Consider the following 15,823-nt stretch of genomic DNA (forward strand, 5'->3'; position numbering starts at 1 on the left):
CCAGTTCAGAGCCCACCCCTGCAGAATCTACTCCCACGGGCGAGGAGCCGACAACGATGTCTTCTCAGTCTCCTACAGAACCAGCCCCAGAATCGCCGGACCTTGAAACCCTCAAAAGCCAACTGGCCGAAGCTCAACAACTTTTGCAGGACTACCAAAACAAAGTCTCTGCCCTGCAAGCTCAGCTACAGCAAGTCACTGCCCACCGCGACGAATTGCAGAAGGCGCTGGCCCAGTTACAGGCGGTGGCCGAGGAGCGGGCCAAGACCATTCAGGAACTGCAAAGCCGCCGAGGGCAAGTCGCACCTTTACCCAAGCCGCAACCCCAGCCTTCGCCTCTGCACGCGCAAAAGAAGATCATGAATCGGCCCATCTTTGACAACGTGTCGCCCACCGACGAAGATATGCCCCCCTACATGCTGGACTAGGCAGTTGGTACTAGTCTGGATTGCGCCGGAGGAAAGGAGGGTGTAGGGTTAGGGATCCCTGTCTGCTCGGTTGCCGTTCCGGTCTGCACGCTATGACTCCATCCCAGGCGAAGATGACTGTTTCTGGCGATGCCATTCCGCCCCACGGGGGCACCTTGGTCAACCGCATTGCCTCCCCTGAGCAGGCGCAGGAGCTGCGCTCCAAAGCTGAACACTGCCCCATCCTCCACCTCGACGAGCGGGCCCAGTCGGATCTGGAGATGATCGCCATCGGGGGCTTCAGCCCGCTCACTGGCTTCATGGGGCGGGAAGATTACCAGTCGGTTCTGGAGACGATGCACCTGGCCAACGGCCTGGCTTGGTCGCTGCCGGTAACGCTGCCGGTCTCTGCCGAGATAGCTGCCGATCTCAAGGAAGGGCAGACCATTGCCTTGGCCAATGCCGAGGGCAGGCTCTTGGGCCTGTTGGAATTGACCGAGAAGTTCACCTACGACAAAACCCGCGAAGCGCAGCAGGTCTACCGCACTACCGATGAGCAGCATCCGGGGGTGAAGGTGCTCTACCAACAGGGATCCGTCTATTTGGCCGGCCCTGTAACTCTCTTGCAGCGGGATCCCCATCCCCTTTTCCCGGCCTACCAGATCGACCCGGCCCAGTCGCGGCAACTGTTTCGGGAAAGAGGCTGGAAAACCATTGTCGGCTTTCAAACCCGCAACCCCATCCACCGCGCCCACGAGTACATTCAAAAGTGCGCTCTGGAAATCGTGGACGGGCTGTTTCTCCACCCGCTGGTGGGGGCTACCAAAAGCGACGACATTCCCGCCGAGGTGCGCATGCGCTGCTACGAGGTGCTGATCGAAAAGTACTTCCCCAAGGAGCGGGTGATCCTGGCCATCAACCCTGCGGCCATGCGCTACGCCGGCCCGCGCGAGGCCATCTTCCACGCCCTCGTTCGCAAAAACTACGGCTGCACCCATTTTATTGTGGGCCGGGATCACGCCGGGGTGGGCAACTACTACGGCCCTTATGATGCCCAGCACATTTTCGATGAGTTCCGTCCCGAGGAACTGGGCATCATCCCCCTCAAGTTTGAACATGCCTTCTATTGCACCGTCACCGGCACCATGGCCACGGCCAAGACCAGCCCCAGCCAGCCCCACCAGCGCATCCACCTCTCGGGCACCAAGGTGCGGGAAATGCTGCGCCGCGGCGAGATCCCCCCGCCGGAGTTCTCCCGCCCCGAGGTAGCCCAACTGCTGGCCGAAGCTATGCGTGAGCGGGGACAGCCTGAGTAGGGGCAAAAAGAGCCTGCTCCAGCCCAGGCCCTCTTTGTTCTTGGGGAGTCGGCCAAGCTGAAATAGGGCGCTGCCTCCTTGCCTAGGCTGACTCCGCTAGATTGATCGTTGGGTTGCGGTCGCAGAGCCCCCAGGTATCAGCTTAAAACCGGTTCTGTACATGGGCATCACCGGCCAGTCCTCTGGCGCAGCCTCAGGGATACCAAACCATAAACAAACCCACGCCCAAAAGCAGGGGAAGGATGCTGCTCTCCTAGGAAACTCTCGCCAGGAAGCCCTCCATGGGCAGCAACAGACCTCATCCCGCCTCAAAGCGGAGCTGGTCGGGATCCACATAATAGCAGCGGGCATTGTCAACACAGATCAACGCCCAGCCATTTTGGTCAACATCGACCAACGTATACTCGGATTGAGGGATGAAGTGGCCCTGGTGGTTGCGGGTCTCGCCTTTAACCCAAACGGTCTGACGGTTCATCTTCAAGTTCCTCCAATTTACAGTCAAAGAAAATCAAAAGCAGAACTCAATTTCAATGCAAGTCGATGCAAGAAGTGTCACACCAAACAGAAACCCTTGCATCTCCTCAAAGCCCAACAAATCCACAGGCTTGCGTGGGATGCAAGCTAACTCACAGCGGTGCCAGAATACCGTCTTGCGATTTGGTAAGAGAAGTCTAGCACCAACTCTATGAGAATATTGTTAAAAGTTGCGGATTAAGTTGACAAGCTCTAGATTTTCCTAAATTCTTGTTGCAAAATCGGGTTAAGCCTGCTTAACCTGCTTGGTCTACTTCAAATAGCCATTGGTGCATCTTGCTCAACTGAGGCCAATTGGGACGGCGGTTCCCTCCCTCTGCCAAGTTAGATTTGACCCCCTCGATCTGCTCGGGATCCCGCGCCAAGATTTGCTTGATGATCTCCACCTGCTGGCGTACCCCTGTTTTTTTCAGCTCCAGCATCGCCAAAGTCAAGTTCACCCGCGGCTGGGCGTCCACCGGGTCTAGCTTCACAGCAGTTTGGGCAGCTTTCAGGGCTTTTTCCGCTTGCCCCTCCAAAAGATAGAGCCAGGACAAGCAAGTCCAGGCTGCTGCCGCCTTCGGGGATCCCTTACAAATGGCCTCGAAGGAAGGGATCAGCGTCTTGGCCGCTTCCCCCGCCTCGTAGCGCCGGATCCCTTCCTGAAACAATTCTTCAATGGCTGCGCTCATCGTTCTCAACTCGGCATAATGACGTATTGACAAGTGCACTACTTTATGGGTGTAAGGCTGCTCTTGCCTGTTCGCTCATCTGTTGTAGCGCACCGGTGTCGGGGAGAGGGATCCCTTCCCCTTCAGCAAGCCATAGCCAGTACTCGATGTTGCCGGCAGGGCCAGTGATAGGCGACCAAGTATAGCCCTGCACCTGCCAGCCGCGGGCCACCGCCGCCTGCATTACTGTCTGCAGCACGCGGGCATGGACGGCCGGATCCCGCACTACCCCCCTTTTGCCCACCTGGCCTCGGCCCGCCTCAAACTGCGGCTTGACTAGCAGCAAGGCTTCCCGCGGCGAGCGCAACAGCTTCCACAGAGGATCCAACACCTTAGTCAGGGAAATAAAGGAGAGATCCACCACTGCCAGATCCGGCCAGTTGGGAGTGGGCACCTCGGTTCCGTAGAGATCGGCTGGCTGAAGATAGCGCAAGTTGGTCCGTTCCCTAAGGATTACCCGCGGGTCAGTTCGCAAAGACCAGGCCAATTGGCCATAGCCCACATCCACCCCATAGACCCGCTGCGCCCCTCGTTGCAGGAGGCAATCGGTGAAGCCCCCAGTGGAGATGCCAGCATCCAAACAGATGCGACCCTGGACTTGAATGGGAAAAGCTTGCAGTGCCCCCTGAAGCTTTTCTCCTCCTCGCGAGACAAAAGCAGACTTGGCCTGGATGTGGACTACAGGATCTCCGCTTACCCACGTCCCGGCTTTTTCCGCCCGTACTCCGTTGAGGAAGACTTCTCCCGCCAAGATAGCCCGCTGCGCCTGCTGGCGCGAAGAAAAATACCCTCGCTCCACCAGCCAGGTATCCAGGCGGACTCGATCGGCCATGCCCTAGCCACTGGCCTTCCACTCCATCAAGATAGACGACCGGGATCCCTTCTGTCAGCCGCGACTTAGCCAAAGCGCCCGCTCACATACTCTTCCGTCTCGCGGTTGGCGGGAGAGTTGAAGATCTTCTCGGTGCGGTCAAACTCTACCATTCGTCCGTAGCGGATCCCTCTCTCGTCAAGTTCAGTGTTGAAGAAGGCAGTGAAGTCGGACACGCGAGCTGCCTGCTGCATGTTGTGGGTGACGATGATGATCGTGTAGCGACGGCCCAATTCCTTAAGCAGCTCCTCAATGCGCAGCGTAGAAATAGGATCCAGCGAGGCGCAAGGCTCGTCCATTAGAATTACCTCCGGCTGAATGGCCAGGGTGCGGGCAATGCAGAGGCGCTGCTGTTGTCCACCGGAGAGGGAAAGGGCGCTCATCCTCAACTTATCTTTCACCTCATCCCAGAGAACGGCCTGGCGCAGTGCCCGCTCCACGAGCTCGTCCAGATCCCCCTGGTAGCCATTAATCCGGGGCCCAAAGGCAATGTTGTCGTAGATGGATTTGGGGAAGGGGTTGGGCTTCTGAAACACTAGGCCAACCCGCCGCCGCACCTCAGAGGGATCCACATCCGGGTCGTAGATGTTTTTCCCGTGGAAGATAACGGAGCCTTCTACCCTTGCCCCTGGGATTAAGTCATTCATGCGGTTGAAGCAGCGCAAAATAGTGCTCTTGCCGCAACCTGAGGGTCCAATAAAGGCTGTGATGTGATTTTTCGGGATCTTCAGGGAAACCTGCTTAACCGCCAGGTGGGAGCCGTAGTAGACGCTCAGATCCCGCGTCTCTAGTTCAACCTCCAACCGGGTGGGTTGCTCAGGAGAGCCCGACTTGTCAGAGAGTGGAGAGCGCATAGGCGTGTTGAAAAGAAGATAACGTCACTGCAAGGCTTAGATAGTGATGGCTTCTTGGCGACGACTCACAAGGAGCCGGAAACTGACGGTGGTAATCAGGACCAAAATCACCAGAGCCAAAGCCCCTCCCCAGGCAAGCTTCTGCTGGTTTTCAAAGGGGACAAGGGCAAAGTTGTAGATCAACACAGCCAGCGAGGCCACTGGCTTCAACAAACCGCTGGGCCAGAGAAAGCTAAACAAAGCCGTGAAGATCAGGGGCGCCGTCTCACCTGCAGCGCGGGCAATGGCCAACGTCACCCCCGTCAGGATCACCGGCAGAGCCGCTGGCAACACCACGCGAAACACCGTCTGCACTCGCGAAGCCCCCAACGCATAGGCAGCAGCCCGCGTATCGGCCGGCACCAGGCGCAGCGCCTCTTCACTGGACAAAATGATGATAGGCAGGGTCAGCACCGATAGAGCCATCCCGCCGGCAAGGGCCGAGAAGGTTTTGGAGGAAAGCACCAGCACCCCATAGGCAAACACCCCGGCAATGATGGAGGGAACCCCCGTCAACACCTTGATAACGAAGCGCAGAAAGGAGGCCACGGGGCTGTTTTTGCCAAACTCCGAGAGATAGATGGCTGCGAATAGACCAATGGGGAATGTGATGGAGATAGCAATCGACACCACAATAATCGTCCCCAGCACCGCATTGCCAAATCCGCCCACCTGATCGCCCGGAGGAGGGGGAAGCTGGGTCAGCGTCTGCCAGTTCAGGCGCCCGATGCCCCTGGTGAAAACGTAGTAGAGGATGAGAGCCAGCACAAAAATGGCGAAGATGCTGGAGATAGCTGTCAGCGCTGTCATTCCTACATCCAAGAAGATGCGCTGCCAGGGCTTCGCTCTGCGCTTAAACAAATTGCCTTGCTCTACCGCCTGCACTTGCGCTGTCATGTTCCTCTACTCCCACGAAGCTGTTAGCGCAAACTTGACACGGCGTATCATCAGCTCCGCCGCAATGTTAACCACCAGAGTGATGGCTAACAGAATCAAGGCCAAATACATAAGTGCTGCAACCTGCTCGGGGCCCGCTTCCGCAAACTCGTTGGCCAATAGGGCTGGAATGTTGCTGGCAGGAGCCAGAAGCGAGATGCTAATGCCGCGGGCATTCCCAATCAGCATCGCTACTGCCATCGTCTCCCCTAGGGCGCGTCCCAAACCCAAAACCACCGCTCCCAGGAGGCCGCCAATTGCTGCCGGCAGCACGACACCAAAGATGGCTTCCCAGCGAGTGGCTCCCATCGCATAGGCAGCCGCCCGCAACTCTGGCGGAACGGACACCAGCATTTCCCTGGCGATGGCAGTAATGATGGGGATGATCATGATCCCCAAGACAACCCCCGATGTCAACATCCCAGGCCCTACTGGTGGTGTGCTGAAAATGGGCAGCCAGTTGAAGTGCTGGAACAAAAACATCTGTATAGGGCGGAAGAAGGGGATGAAGATAAACAACCCCCAAATGCCGTAGACCACACTGGGAATGGCTGCCAGCAGCTCCACCACGATGATCAAGGCTGTGCGCAAAGGCTTGGGCAAAAAGTCCTCGCTCAAAAAGATGGAGATGCCAAAGCTTAAGGGAACGCCCACGATCAGAGCAATCAGAGAAGTTACCAGCGTGCCGTAGATCTGGGGCCAAGCACTGTAAATGTTCTCAACAGGATCCCAGGTGGTGCCCCAGAAAAAGCCCAGCCCGAACTTCCGAATGGCAGGTAGCGCCTGAATCCCAATCTCCAGGGCAATCCACAACAGTAGGAAAGCCGAGAAAAAGACGGCGATCCGCGTTGCCCAAATAAATAGCCAGTCGCGCCGGCGCTGGAAGACGGGCCGGGGCCGAAATAGAGAACTGCTCTCCGAAAAGGTAGTGGTCATCTGCTGGGTAGGGGGTACAAACCTCTACAAAGTGATGCTTTCCAGGGCAGCCAGAGCTTTCTTCCAAACCTCTACGGAGTGATTTTTTCCAGGGCAGCCAGAGATTTCTTTCGCGTTTCCTCCGGCAAAGGCACATAGCCCAGCGGCTCCGCAAAGGATTGCCCCTCGGTGAGGGCGTAGCGAAGAAACTCTCTGACAGCCTTGGAGGTTTCAGCTTTGGGGTAGACTTGGTAAGCCAAGATCCACGTGTAGCCCACAATGGGGTAGGAGTCTTCCCCTTCGGGATCTGGGTCAACCCCCAGCAGCCGCTCGTCGAGCTTGATTCTCGCCAGCGCTGCCTGCTCCGTCTCAACTTTGGGGACGACGAACTTGCCTGCCCGGTTTTCCAGGCGAGCGAAATTTAGGTTGTTGAGCTTAGCAAAGCCGTACTCCACATAGCCGATTGAGCCAGGAATCTGCTTGATTTGTTCAGAAACGCCTTCGTTACCGCGAGCTCCCACGCCAGTTGGCCAGTTCACGGAAGAGCCACGGCCCACTTTTTGCCGCCATTCGGGGCTAATGGCGTTGAGGTGGGTGGTAAAGATGTCGGTGGTGCCACTGCCATCAGAGCGGTGCACAACAGTAATCGGCATATCTGGGAAAGTCACCCCTGGGTTAAGGCCAGCCAGCAGCGGATCGTTCCACTTCTTGATCTTGCCCAGGAAGATATTGGCCAGCGCCAGGCGAGAGAGGCGAATTTCAGGACCTACGCCGGGGACGTTATAGGCTGCCACCAATGCCCCGCCCACCATAGGCACGGCCACCATGCCCTTGGGAGGGTTGGCTTCACCCTCAATCTTGCTAATCTCCTCAGGACGCGGCACGCTATCACTGGCGCCGAAGTCGACAGTGCGGGCCACAAATTGCTGACGGCCAGCGCCGCTCCCCACCGATTGGTAGTTGACTTGGATGTTGGGGTTTTTCTTGCCAAATTCTTGGGCCCACGTTTGGTAGAGGGGGGCCGGGAAGGTAGCTCCAGCGCCGTTGATGGTTATCGTCTTCTGCTGGGCAAACACTCGCTGCCAGCCGGCCTGACTTGCCGCAAAACCCGCAGCAACTGCCGACAAGGACTTAAGGAAAGAACGACGACCCAAGGAATGCGACATCAACATACAGAGATCTCTCCACTGAAGAGCGTGTCCTAGCCCAGGTCAAAAAGCTGCAACTGTGAAACCTAACTCCAAGAGTTCAGTCCACCGGGCCGAAGAGAGCACAGGATCTCGTTGAGACCCCAGCCCTTGCAACTCAGTCGCTAATCGGTCGCTAAGTGTAACGTAAGGTCAACCCTTTTTGGGTCAACAAGAGGTTAAATTCAGGTTATTTCTAGGTTATTTCTAGGCCCAGCAGCCGAGGTCGCGACTGTCGGGCTTAATCAGGGTAGAGACCCCAGGGGGAGGCTGGGGCTGGGCTGACATTGGTCGGGGGAATGCCTAGAATAGAGAGCTGTCAAGAGAGTGGGTGCCTTCCTCCTATGGCAAAAGATGTGCAGGTGATGCTGCGCCAGGCGGTTCCTGGGCTCGGCAAGCCGGGAGAGGTGGTGAGTGTCAGGCCGGGCTATGCCCGCAACTACCTTTTCCCGCGGCAGATGGCGGTGCGGCTTACGCCTGGACTTCTCAAGGAGCAGCAGATGCGGCGGGAGCAGGAAGCAGCCCGCAAGCTGGCTGAGAAGCAACAGGCGGAAAACTACAAAAAGGCTTTGGAGACGATTGGCCGTTTTGTCATCCGCAAGAAGGTGGGCGAAAAAGACCTGCTCTTTGGACAGGTAACTGCCAGCGATATTGCCGAGGTGGTGCTGGCTACCAGTGGCCTCGATATCGACCGCCGCAATGTCCTACTCGATGAGGAGATCAAGAAAACTGGGGTTTACCTGGTGCAGGTGAAGTTACACCCCGAGGTTACCGCTACGCTGCGCATTCAGGTCACGCCTGAGTAGAAAAGAGGTTCTGGTTCAGACGGCTATGCCCACTTGGCCCGCTGCGCTAGGGTGTGCAGCCTAGCAGTCGGAGAGCGGGGGAGAGCTTGGTTTTTCTACCCTGGCTGGTGGTGATTAGCGATTACGACCTGACCGGTGGGGATCGGCTTCCGCCTCAGAACATCGAAGCTGAGGAGGAGATCTTGGGCGGCATCCTCCTTGACCCTGAGGCGATGGCGCGGGTGGCGGAGCTCTTGCGGCCTGAGATGTTCTACCTCTCCGCCCACCAGGAGATCTACCGGGCTGCTCTGCAGTTGTACAGCCAGGGCCAGCCCACTGACCTGACCACTGTTTCTGCCTGGTTGGCAGATCACCAGCTCTTGGAGCGGGTGGGAGGAACGGCGGCAATTCGCCGCCTAGTGGAGCAGACGGTTAGCAGTGTCAACATTGACCAGTATGCCCGTCTGGTGGTGGACAAATACATGCGCCGCCGGCTGATTCAAGTCAGCAACACCTTGGCGCGTCTGGCCTACGACACTAGCCAGCCTCTCCCTCAGCTCCTGGATCGAGCCGAGCAAGAGGTGTTCAGCCTCACCCAGGAACGGGTGCAGCGCAGCCTTGTTCCAGCCTCGGAAGTTTTGGTAAACATCTTCTCAGAGTTGGAGGAGAGGTTCCAGAGCGGGGCTCAGATCCCTGGGATCCCGACCAAATTCATTGACCTCGACAACCTGACCCAGGGCTTGCAGCGGTCGGATTTGGTCATCCTAGCCGGCCGTCCTTCGATGGGAAAGACCAGCCTGGCTCTTAACATTGCCCAAAATGTGGCTGCCTACGTCAAGCAACCGGTGGCCATCTTCAGCCTGGAGATGTCGCGGGAGCAACTGGTGCAGCGGCTCTTGGCCAGCGAGGCGCGCATTGATAGTAGCCGTCTGCGATCCGGGCGCATCAGCGAGAATGAGTGGCAACGCCTGGGGCAGGCGATTGGCTTTTTGTCGCAACTGCCTTTGTTTATCGACGACACGCCCAACTGCACGGTTACAGAAATTCGCTCTAAGGCGCGGCGTCTGCAGGTGGAGCAAGGAGGGACGTTGGGGTTGGTGTTGATCGACTACTTGCAGCTAATCCAGGGATCTGAGTCCGACAACCGGGTGCAGGAATTGTCGCGCATTACCCGCGGCCTCAAGGCGCTAGCCAAAGAGCTGATGGTGCCGGTGCTGGTGCTATCTCAGCTCAGCCGGGCAGTGGAGTCGCGCTCAGACAAGCGTCCGCAACTGGCAGATTTGCGGGAGTCGGGTTGTCTAGCCGGCGATACCCGCGTGAGGGACGTGGATCGCGGCAAGATCTGGCGCCTGGAGCAACTGGCAGCCCTGCCGCCTTCAGCAGAACTGCCGCGCCTGCTCAGCCTCAATGGGCGCGGGCGGCTGGTGCCCCAACAGCCAGTGAGGGTATTTTGCAGTGGGCGGCAGCCCACATGTCTTCTAAAAACCCGCCTCAACTTTTCCATTCGTGCCACTGGCAACCACCCTTTCCTAACTCGGGACGGCTGGAAAACCCTCGACGAGCTGCAACTGGAGGAGGAGGTGGCGGTGGTGGTGCAGGAGGGGTTGATCTGGGATCCCGTCGTCTTCATTAGCGAGCCGGGGGAGCCGCAACCGGTTTACGACATCGAGATGCCCCGCCACCACAACTTTGTGGCCAACGGCCTGCTGGTGCACAACAGCATCGAGCAGGATGCCGACGTGGTGATGATGATCTACCGGCCCGAGTACTACGATCCCAACACCAGCGATCGCGGCATTGCCGAGGTGATCGTCGCCAAACATCGCAACGGCCCTACTGGCACCGTACGCCTTTTGTTTGAAAGCCAGTACACCCAGTTTCGCAACTTGGCGGATCCCTATCGGTGAGCGAAAGCCGCAGCAGAAGTAGATCGGGACTCCTTTCAAGGACAGGTCCGGGGTGCGAGGTGTTAGCCTGAGATTGCCCCCCTAGGGCAGGTTGCTGTTGCTGGCTACCTCCCTCTGCCTAAAGCCATATGTTCAAAAGCCTGTTGATCGCCACCGATTGCCGCGATGGACTGCAGCGTTTTGGCAAATGCCTAGAAGAGCTTTACCTGAATGGGATTGAGCGCGTTGCTTTTGTGCATAGCGTTGCTCGGCAGGACGACGACATTGGCCTTCCCGAAGACCTCACCCCCAAAGTGCAGGCGCAACAGGCTCGCTTACACAAGGTGTTGAGCGCCGTTCCTGCAGGGCTGGAAGTCAAAGTCTTGGTGCAGGCGGGCAAGGCGGTGGATCTGATTTTAAGAGGGATCCAAACCTGCAGCTCCGACTTGCTAATCACAGGCATGGGGATCCACAATCTGCTCACCGAAAAACTGTTTGGAAGCACCACCTTGGAGCTGCTGCCGAAGCTGACCATCCCGGTAATGGTGATGCGTCCGCAACTCATCGCCGCCTTTACTCTGGAAGAATTGCGCCTGCGCAGCCGCCACCTATTTCGCTCCCTCCTAGTGCCTTTTGACTTTGAGGAGCCCCGCCGGCAGCTCCTCAGCCGTCTTGGCCAACTGCTGCCAGGAACTTCCCAGTGTCAGGCCATTACGCTGCTCTATGTGGTGGATCCCAGCGCCCGCCGCAACCAGGGATCGCCGGCAGAAGAGCTCAAGCGCAGGGCCGAGGCCGACTTGGCCCGGTTAGTCGAACCGCTGGTCGAGCAGGTAAAACCGGTGCAGTTGCGGGCCTTGGTGCGGGTGGGATCCCCGCTTCAGGAAATCCTAGCCACCGCTGCTGAGGAGGACATGACCGCCATTGCCACCGCCTCCCCACGGGTGGGAACCTTTTGGGAGTGGTCAATCCGTAGCCTCACCGGCGAGATTCTACGGCAAAGTTGGCATCCGGTGTTGTTTTTCCCGCGCGGTTCCTTAGCGTAGTAGAGCTGCCCAACCCCCCTTCTATGCCGCTTGACCAAACCTTGAAGGAACTGTTCCAGGCGGTGGCTCAGGGGAAGCTCTCTCCCGAGCAGGCCCTGCAAGCCTGTCGCTTCCTGCCTTTTGAGGCGGTAGGAGACTTCGCCCGTGTGGATCACCATCGCCTTCTGCGCACCGGCTTTCCCGAAGCGGTGTGGGGGCCGGGCAAAACTCCCGAGCAGATTGCCCAGATTCTGGAGCGGCTGCACCGCCAGGGATCCCTAGCTTTGGCCACCCGCGTCGATCCCTCGGTCTATGCCCAAGTTCGCTGCCGCTTGCCCCAGGCCCAGTATTCTCCTGTAGCGCGCTTGTGCTGGATCCCTCCCCAAAAGGTGCATAGCTATCCCGGCCAGATTAGCGTGATCTCCGCTGGCACTGCCGACGTGCCGGTGGCTGAAGAGGCCGCTCTCACCGCCGAGCTCTCCGGGTTTCAGGTCAACCGCCTCTGGGATGTGGGAGTGGCCGGGATCCATCGCCTGCTGCACCACCGCGCCGCTCTGGAAGCCGATGTGCTCATTGTAGTGGCAGGCATGGAGGGAGCCTTGGCCAGCGTGGTGGCTGGCCTGGCAGACTGTCCGGTAATCGCTGTGCCCACCAGCGTTGGCTACGGGGCCAGCTTCCAGGGCTTGGCTGCCCTGCTGACCATGCTCAACTCCTGTGCTCCTGGGGTGGGGGTAGTGAACATCGACAACGGCTTTGGGGCTGCGATTCTGGCCGGCCAGATCCTGCGCTGTGGCCAGCGGCTGGCGTCGCGATTGCCCTCGCCTGCATCCCCTGGAGAGGGAGAAGGTTAAGAAATGTAAAACAATCCTAAGCCAGACAGGCTATACTCAGGCCATGGCTAGGCCGGGATTTTGGCTGTCTCCGCTGGGAGGTTGTTTCCAAGAATTGAGGGGTGGGTTCTTTCCTCAGGTATCATTCTTGGGACGCTCCCTAACGACCATAAAAACGACCATAAAAATGAAAGCAAATGAAAGGAGTTGTCGATTATAGGATAGCAGTCTGGGGTTGGCTGCACTGAACGAACGATTTTTTAGCCGGGGTACATGAAGCTTGCTGCTATGTCCATCGAGGCAATAAATACCGCTGTGGCTCTTGTTCAGGGGATCGTTCAGTCCTTCACTTGGACGGATCTCTTTTTGGTGGTGGCTCTGGTGTTTTTGGAAGCAGCCCTCTCTGCTGATAACGCCGTCGCCCTAGCTGCTTTGGTCAAGCATTTGCCCACCCCCCAGCAACAGAACCGGGCTTTGCGCTGGGGCATCATTGGCGCCTATGGTTTTCGCATCGCCATTGTGTTTGCAGCGGTTTGGCTGGTGGAGTATCCGCCCGCTCAGTTTCTTGGGGCCTGTTACTTGCTCTGGCTGGCCTGGCAGCATTTTCGCGGGGAAGAAGAAGGACCCGAGCAAGACATCACTCGCCAGGCCAATTTTTGGCAAACTCTGGTGATGGTAGAGCTGACGGATCTAGTCTTTTCTTTCGACAGCATCGCCGCTTCGGTGGGCGTCTCCCGCAAGGCTTGGGTGATCATCCTCGGCGGCATTCTCGGCATCACCCTGATGCGCTACATGGCCTCTTTGTTCTTGCGCTGGCTGGATGAGTTTTCCCGCCTGGAAGATGCTGCCTTTGCCATCATCGCCCTGGTGGGAAGCCTCATGCTGCTGGAGGTGTTTTTCCCCCAAATTGAGCTCCCGGAATGGGGGATGGTGCTGGCTGTGCTGCCTTTGTTTGTCTGGGGCTTTTCGCAGCGCCGCAGTCCTTCTCCTCCAGCCGTGGCCCAGCCAGATTCGACTCTGCCCAGTTCGACGGAAGGGATCCCTGCCGGCTTAGCCGCTCTTGCTGAGGTTGAGTCTGCCGCTGAGCTGGACTAAGGGAGCCCAGGGAGGAATTTCGGATCCCTGGGGCCGGTGAACGCCGGCAGGTTGTTCGGGCAACGGGAGGGCCTTGTAGACTAGTAGTGGAGGCAAGCCACCGGAGGAAGGTATCCTGATTCCGCAGTTTTGCCAGAAGTGGTGGGCAAAGTGCTGCCAGCAAGCCACTGCCACAAGCAGGGACAGCCAGCAGAAGCCGCCAGCAGGGGTAGAGAATGGTCAACCTCAGCCCCTTTCCTCTCCAGCCAAGGTAAACGATCCGATCCCTCTGGTAGAGCTGCGGCAGGTCTGCAAGCGCTTTGGGTCTACGGTGGTGCTGGATGGGATTGACCTCAAGGTGTACCGGGGCGATGCCCTAGGAGTGGTGGGGCCTTCCGGCACCGGCAAATCGACCTTGCTGCGCATTATTGCCGGCCTGACGGAGCCGGAGGCTGGCGAGGTGCTCTGGTGTGGGATCCCGCTGCCGGAAATTCAGGCCGGCCATCAGACTCCCCCCCTGCGGGTAGGCATGGTATTCCAGCAAGCGGCCCTCTTCGACTCCCTAACGGTGGAGGAAAACGTCGGGTTTTTGCTCTATGAGCACTCGCGGCTGCCGCGGGCACGCATTCGGGAGCTGGTGGCGGCCAAGCTGGAGGCGGTGGGGCTGGCGGGCAAGGAGCACAGCCTGCCGGAGGAGCTTTCTGGGGGGATGCGCAAGCGGGCCAGCTTCGCCCGCGCCATCATGGAGGATCCGTCGCTGCCCCAGGACGAGCCGCAACTGCTGCTCTACGACGAGCCCACAGCAGGCTTGGATCCCATTGCTTCCACCGTGATCGAAGATCTCATCCGGGATCTGCAGCGCGTGAAAAAAGCTTGCGAGAGCTACATTGTGGTGACCCACCAGCACAGCACCATCTACCGCGCCACCGACCGGATTGTGCTCTTGGCCCAGGGGCGGGTGCAGTGGGAGGGATCCGTGCAAGAGATCGAAACGTGCGACAACCCCTTTGTGCGGCAATTTTTCAGCGGTAGCGTAGAAGGGCCAATTCGAGTGGCAGGGCAGGTGTGATGCGTTCGCGAGCCATCCGAGAAGGGGCAGTGGGCCTGTTGATCTTGGCGGGGGCACTGGGCTTTGCCGGGCTGTTTTTGTGGATCTACAACTTGCGCTTCGGCAGCCGCGGCTTTCGGTTCACCGTCACCTATCCCAATGTGGCCGGCCTGGCGGAAGGCTCCAGCGTGCGGCTGCGGGGAGTAGCTGTGGGCCGGGTGGAGCGCATCCTGCCCCAGGCAGCCCAGGTGGAGGTGCAGGTGGCTATCGACCAGCCGCTGGTCATCCCGCGCGACGCCCTGTTTGTTACCACCCAGACGGGGCTGGTGGGGGAGACGGTGATGGATATCCTGCCGCAGGCGGCTGTGCAGCTAACAGGATCTCCCTTGGCAGCCGATTGCGACCGCAGCCAGATCATCTGCGATGGGGATAGGGTGGAGGGCGAGCCGGGCGTGGGTTTCGGCCAGTTGCTGGTTCAGGTGGATCGGCTGGTGACGCGCATCAACAACGATGAGTTCTTCGATACCCTCAACGCCACCTTAGAAGGGATCACCCGTGTTGCCAACAGCGTGGCCGACCTCTCGGAAACTGTGGAGAAGCAGGTGGCAGCCCTGCGCACCGAAGATCTGGACTTGTCGCAATTTACCTCGGCTGCTGTGGCTATCCAAGACGCGGCTGGAGCTGTGAGGGAAACGGCCCGCAGTTTTCAAGCGGCTGCCGATCGGTTCACCGTTCTGGTGGAACAGAACCGCACCTCCCTCCAGGCTGCCCTGGAAAACATCCAGCAGGTGAGCGCTGATCTGCAAGCCATGTCGAGCGCGGTTCGCCCGCTGCTTACCGATCCGCAACTGCAGGCGGATGTGCGCCAGATCCTGGCCGAGGTGCGAGCGGCGGCGGAGAACGTGTCCCAAGCTACCGACGATCTGCGGCAGCTTGCCGCCAGCCTCAACGATCCGGGCACCCTGGCGACCTTGCGCCAAACTCTGGACTCGGCCCGCATCACCTTTCAAAACGCGCAAAAGATCACTGCCGATATCGACGAGCTGACCGGGGATCCCCAGTTTCGTCGCGCTCTCCGGGAACTGGTGTTGGGGCTGAGCAACTTGGTCTCCAGCGCCCCTTCAGAGGAAGGGATCCGGCCTGCTGGGGCTCAGGATTATCGCTTCCATCAGAACCTCTGGGGTACTCCCGCCACAGCGCAGCTTGGCGGGATGGGGGATAGGCGGTGAGACGAAGGGGTTCAATGCCCCTGAGTCTCACAATCTGGGCGTTGCCTGCTGCTCGACATACTTCTTCAACTCCTCAACAGTGACCCCACCACAAGAGGCAACAAAATAGGCCCCTGTCCAAAATACAGGCTTGCTGTAGAACCGTGCCACCTCTGTGGCGAACTCTTTGCGAATCAACCG

General features: G+C 58.7%; 17 protein-coding genes. 9 read left to right on the top strand and 8 right to left on the bottom strand.

Features of this window, described 5'->3' with window-relative positions; all coding sequences use genetic code 11:
* Positions 1-56 precede the first annotated feature (56 nt).
* Together SYN63AY4M2_RS00090 and sat are read left to right on the top strand one after the other, a co-directional pair.
* Positions 57-428, top strand: a complete 372-nt coding sequence (locus SYN63AY4M2_RS00090; RefSeq protein WP_011430402.1) for a hypothetical protein — start codon at positions 57-59, stop codon at positions 426-428.
* A 113-nt stretch (positions 429-541) separates the two neighbouring features.
* The gene (sat, locus tag SYN63AY4M2_RS00095; protein WP_168175095.1) at positions 542-1,723 is read left to right on the top strand and encodes a sulfate adenylyltransferase; all 1,182 of its coding nucleotides are present in this window, start codon (positions 542-544) and stop codon (positions 1,721-1,723) included.
* A gap of 298 nt (positions 1,724-2,021) precedes the next feature.
* Here sat and SYN63AY4M2_RS13680 read toward each other — a convergent pair whose 3' ends face one another.
* The 7 genes from SYN63AY4M2_RS13680 to pstS all read right to left on the bottom strand — a co-directional run bounded on the left by SYN63AY4M2_RS13680 (position 2,022) and on the right by pstS (position 7,754).
* The gene (locus tag SYN63AY4M2_RS13680) at positions 2,022-2,198 is read right to left on the bottom strand and encodes a hypothetical protein (RefSeq protein WP_168173350.1); all 177 of its coding nucleotides are present in this window, start codon (positions 2,196-2,198) and stop codon (positions 2,022-2,024) included.
* Between the two features lie 295 nt (positions 2,199-2,493).
* Entirely contained in the window at positions 2,494-2,928 is a 435-nt protein-coding gene (locus SYN63AY4M2_RS00100) for a hypothetical protein (RefSeq protein ID WP_011430399.1), read from the bottom strand.
* A gap of 43 nt (positions 2,929-2,971) precedes the next feature.
* Positions 2,972-3,799 carry a TlyA family RNA methyltransferase gene (locus SYN63AY4M2_RS00105; protein ID WP_099887110.1) on the bottom strand — a complete coding sequence of 276 codons (828 nt, stop codon included), beginning with the start codon at positions 3,797-3,799 and terminating at the stop codon, positions 2,972-2,974.
* A 65-nt stretch (positions 3,800-3,864) separates the two neighbouring features.
* Positions 3,865-4,692: a phosphate ABC transporter ATP-binding protein PstB gene (pstB, locus tag SYN63AY4M2_RS00110; RefSeq protein ID WP_099887111.1), complete on the bottom strand. Its 828-nt coding sequence runs from the start codon at positions 4,690-4,692 to the stop codon at positions 3,865-3,867.
* Between the two features lie 36 nt (positions 4,693-4,728).
* Positions 4,729-5,628 carry a phosphate ABC transporter permease PstA gene (gene pstA, locus SYN63AY4M2_RS00115; protein ID WP_099887112.1) on the bottom strand — a complete coding sequence of 300 codons (900 nt, stop codon included), beginning with the start codon at positions 5,626-5,628 and terminating at the stop codon, positions 4,729-4,731.
* 6 nt (positions 5,629-5,634) lie between these two features.
* On the bottom strand, positions 5,635-6,603 hold the full coding sequence (pstC, locus tag SYN63AY4M2_RS00120; RefSeq protein ID WP_011430395.1) for a phosphate ABC transporter permease subunit PstC: 969 nt from the start codon (positions 6,601-6,603) through the stop codon (positions 5,635-5,637).
* A 71-nt stretch (positions 6,604-6,674) separates the two neighbouring features.
* Complete coding sequence (pstS, locus tag SYN63AY4M2_RS00125) at positions 6,675-7,754, bottom strand: phosphate ABC transporter substrate-binding protein PstS (protein ID WP_099887113.1); 1,080 nt, start codon at positions 7,752-7,754, stop codon at positions 6,675-6,677.
* 359 nt (positions 7,755-8,113) lie between these two features.
* Here pstS and rplI point away from each other — a divergent pair, with 359 nt between their 5' ends.
* From rplI to SYN63AY4M2_RS00160, 7 genes are all read left to right on the top strand, one after another.
* Entirely contained in the window at positions 8,114-8,575 is a 462-nt protein-coding gene (gene rplI, locus SYN63AY4M2_RS00130) for a 50S ribosomal protein L9 (protein ID WP_011430393.1), read from the top strand.
* A 110-nt stretch (positions 8,576-8,685) separates the two neighbouring features.
* Entirely contained in the window at positions 8,686-10,461 is a 1,776-nt protein-coding gene (gene dnaB / locus SYN63AY4M2_RS00135; protein ID WP_011430392.1) for a replicative DNA helicase, read from the top strand.
* A 128-nt stretch (positions 10,462-10,589) separates the two neighbouring features.
* The gene (locus SYN63AY4M2_RS00140; protein ID WP_099887114.1) at positions 10,590-11,483 is read left to right on the top strand and encodes a universal stress protein; all 894 of its coding nucleotides are present in this window, start codon (positions 10,590-10,592) and stop codon (positions 11,481-11,483) included.
* A gap of 23 nt (positions 11,484-11,506) precedes the next feature.
* A complete protein-coding gene (larB, locus tag SYN63AY4M2_RS00145; protein WP_099887115.1) occupies positions 11,507-12,313 on the top strand; it encodes a nickel pincer cofactor biosynthesis protein LarB in 807 nt (268 codons plus the stop codon).
* A gap of 252 nt (positions 12,314-12,565) precedes the next feature.
* Positions 12,566-13,387 carry a TerC family protein gene (locus tag SYN63AY4M2_RS00150; protein ID WP_228375215.1) on the top strand — a complete coding sequence of 274 codons (822 nt, stop codon included), beginning with the start codon at positions 12,566-12,568 and terminating at the stop codon, positions 13,385-13,387.
* A gap of 313 nt (positions 13,388-13,700) precedes the next feature.
* Positions 13,701-14,435 carry an ATP-binding cassette domain-containing protein gene (locus SYN63AY4M2_RS00155; RefSeq protein ID WP_240530455.1) on the top strand — a complete coding sequence of 245 codons (735 nt, stop codon included), beginning with the start codon at positions 13,701-13,703 and terminating at the stop codon, positions 14,433-14,435.
* A complete protein-coding gene (locus tag SYN63AY4M2_RS00160) occupies positions 14,435-15,643 on the top strand; it encodes an MlaD family protein (protein ID WP_099812083.1) in 1,209 nt (402 codons plus the stop codon). Before SYN63AY4M2_RS00155 ends, SYN63AY4M2_RS00160 begins: the two co-directional genes overlap by 1 nt.
* A 27-nt stretch (positions 15,644-15,670) precedes the next feature.
* Here the strand turns inward: SYN63AY4M2_RS00160 and SYN63AY4M2_RS00165 are convergent.
* The coding region (locus SYN63AY4M2_RS00165) for a transposase (protein WP_206337021.1) at positions 15,671-15,823 on the bottom strand (153 nt) is incomplete at its 5' end.

The organism is Synechococcus sp. 63AY4M2 (assembly GCF_002760475.1).
Classification (GTDB): Bacteria; Cyanobacteriota; Cyanobacteriia; order Thermostichales; family Thermostichaceae; genus Thermostichus.

Bases quoted from the DNA above. Each gene is read 5' to 3' on its own strand.
- SYN63AY4M2_RS13680 (WP_168173350.1), bottom strand. From the start codon at position 2,198: ATGAACCGTCAGACCGTTTGGGTTAAAGGCGAGACCCGCAACCACCAG.
- pstB (WP_099887111.1), bottom strand. From the start codon at position 4,692: ATGCGCTCTCCACTCTCTGACAAGTCGGGCTCTCCTGAGCAACCCACC.
- rplI (WP_011430393.1), top strand. From the start codon at position 8,114: ATGGCAAAAGATGTGCAGGTGATGCTGCGCCAGGCGGTTCCTGGGCTC.
- pstS (WP_099887113.1), bottom strand. From the start codon at position 7,754: ATGTTGATGTCGCATTCCTTGGGTCGTCGTTCTTTCCTTAAGTCCTTG.
- SYN63AY4M2_RS00160 (WP_099812083.1), top strand. From the start codon at position 14,435: ATGCGTTCGCGAGCCATCCGAGAAGGGGCAGTGGGCCTGTTGATCTTG.
- SYN63AY4M2_RS00140 (WP_099887114.1), top strand. From the start codon at position 10,590: ATGTTCAAAAGCCTGTTGATCGCCACCGATTGCCGCGATGGACTGCAG.
- SYN63AY4M2_RS00090 (WP_011430402.1), top strand. From the start codon at position 57: ATGTCTTCTCAGTCTCCTACAGAACCAGCCCCAGAATCGCCGGACCTT.
- pstA (WP_099887112.1), bottom strand. From the start codon at position 5,628: ATGACAGCGCAAGTGCAGGCGGTAGAGCAAGGCAATTTGTTTAAGCGC.
- pstC (WP_011430395.1), bottom strand. From the start codon at position 6,603: ATGACCACTACCTTTTCGGAGAGCAGTTCTCTATTTCGGCCCCGGCCC.
- sat (WP_168175095.1), top strand. From the start codon at position 542: ATGACTGTTTCTGGCGATGCCATTCCGCCCCACGGGGGCACCTTGGTC.
- SYN63AY4M2_RS00105 (WP_099887110.1), bottom strand. From the start codon at position 3,799: ATGGCCGATCGAGTCCGCCTGGATACCTGGCTGGTGGAGCGAGGGTAT.
- SYN63AY4M2_RS00150 (WP_228375215.1), top strand. From the start codon at position 12,566: ATGAAGCTTGCTGCTATGTCCATCGAGGCAATAAATACCGCTGTGGCT.
- larB (WP_099887115.1), top strand. From the start codon at position 11,507: ATGCCGCTTGACCAAACCTTGAAGGAACTGTTCCAGGCGGTGGCTCAG.
- SYN63AY4M2_RS00100 (WP_011430399.1), bottom strand. From the start codon at position 2,928: ATGAGCGCAGCCATTGAAGAATTGTTTCAGGAAGGGATCCGGCGCTAC.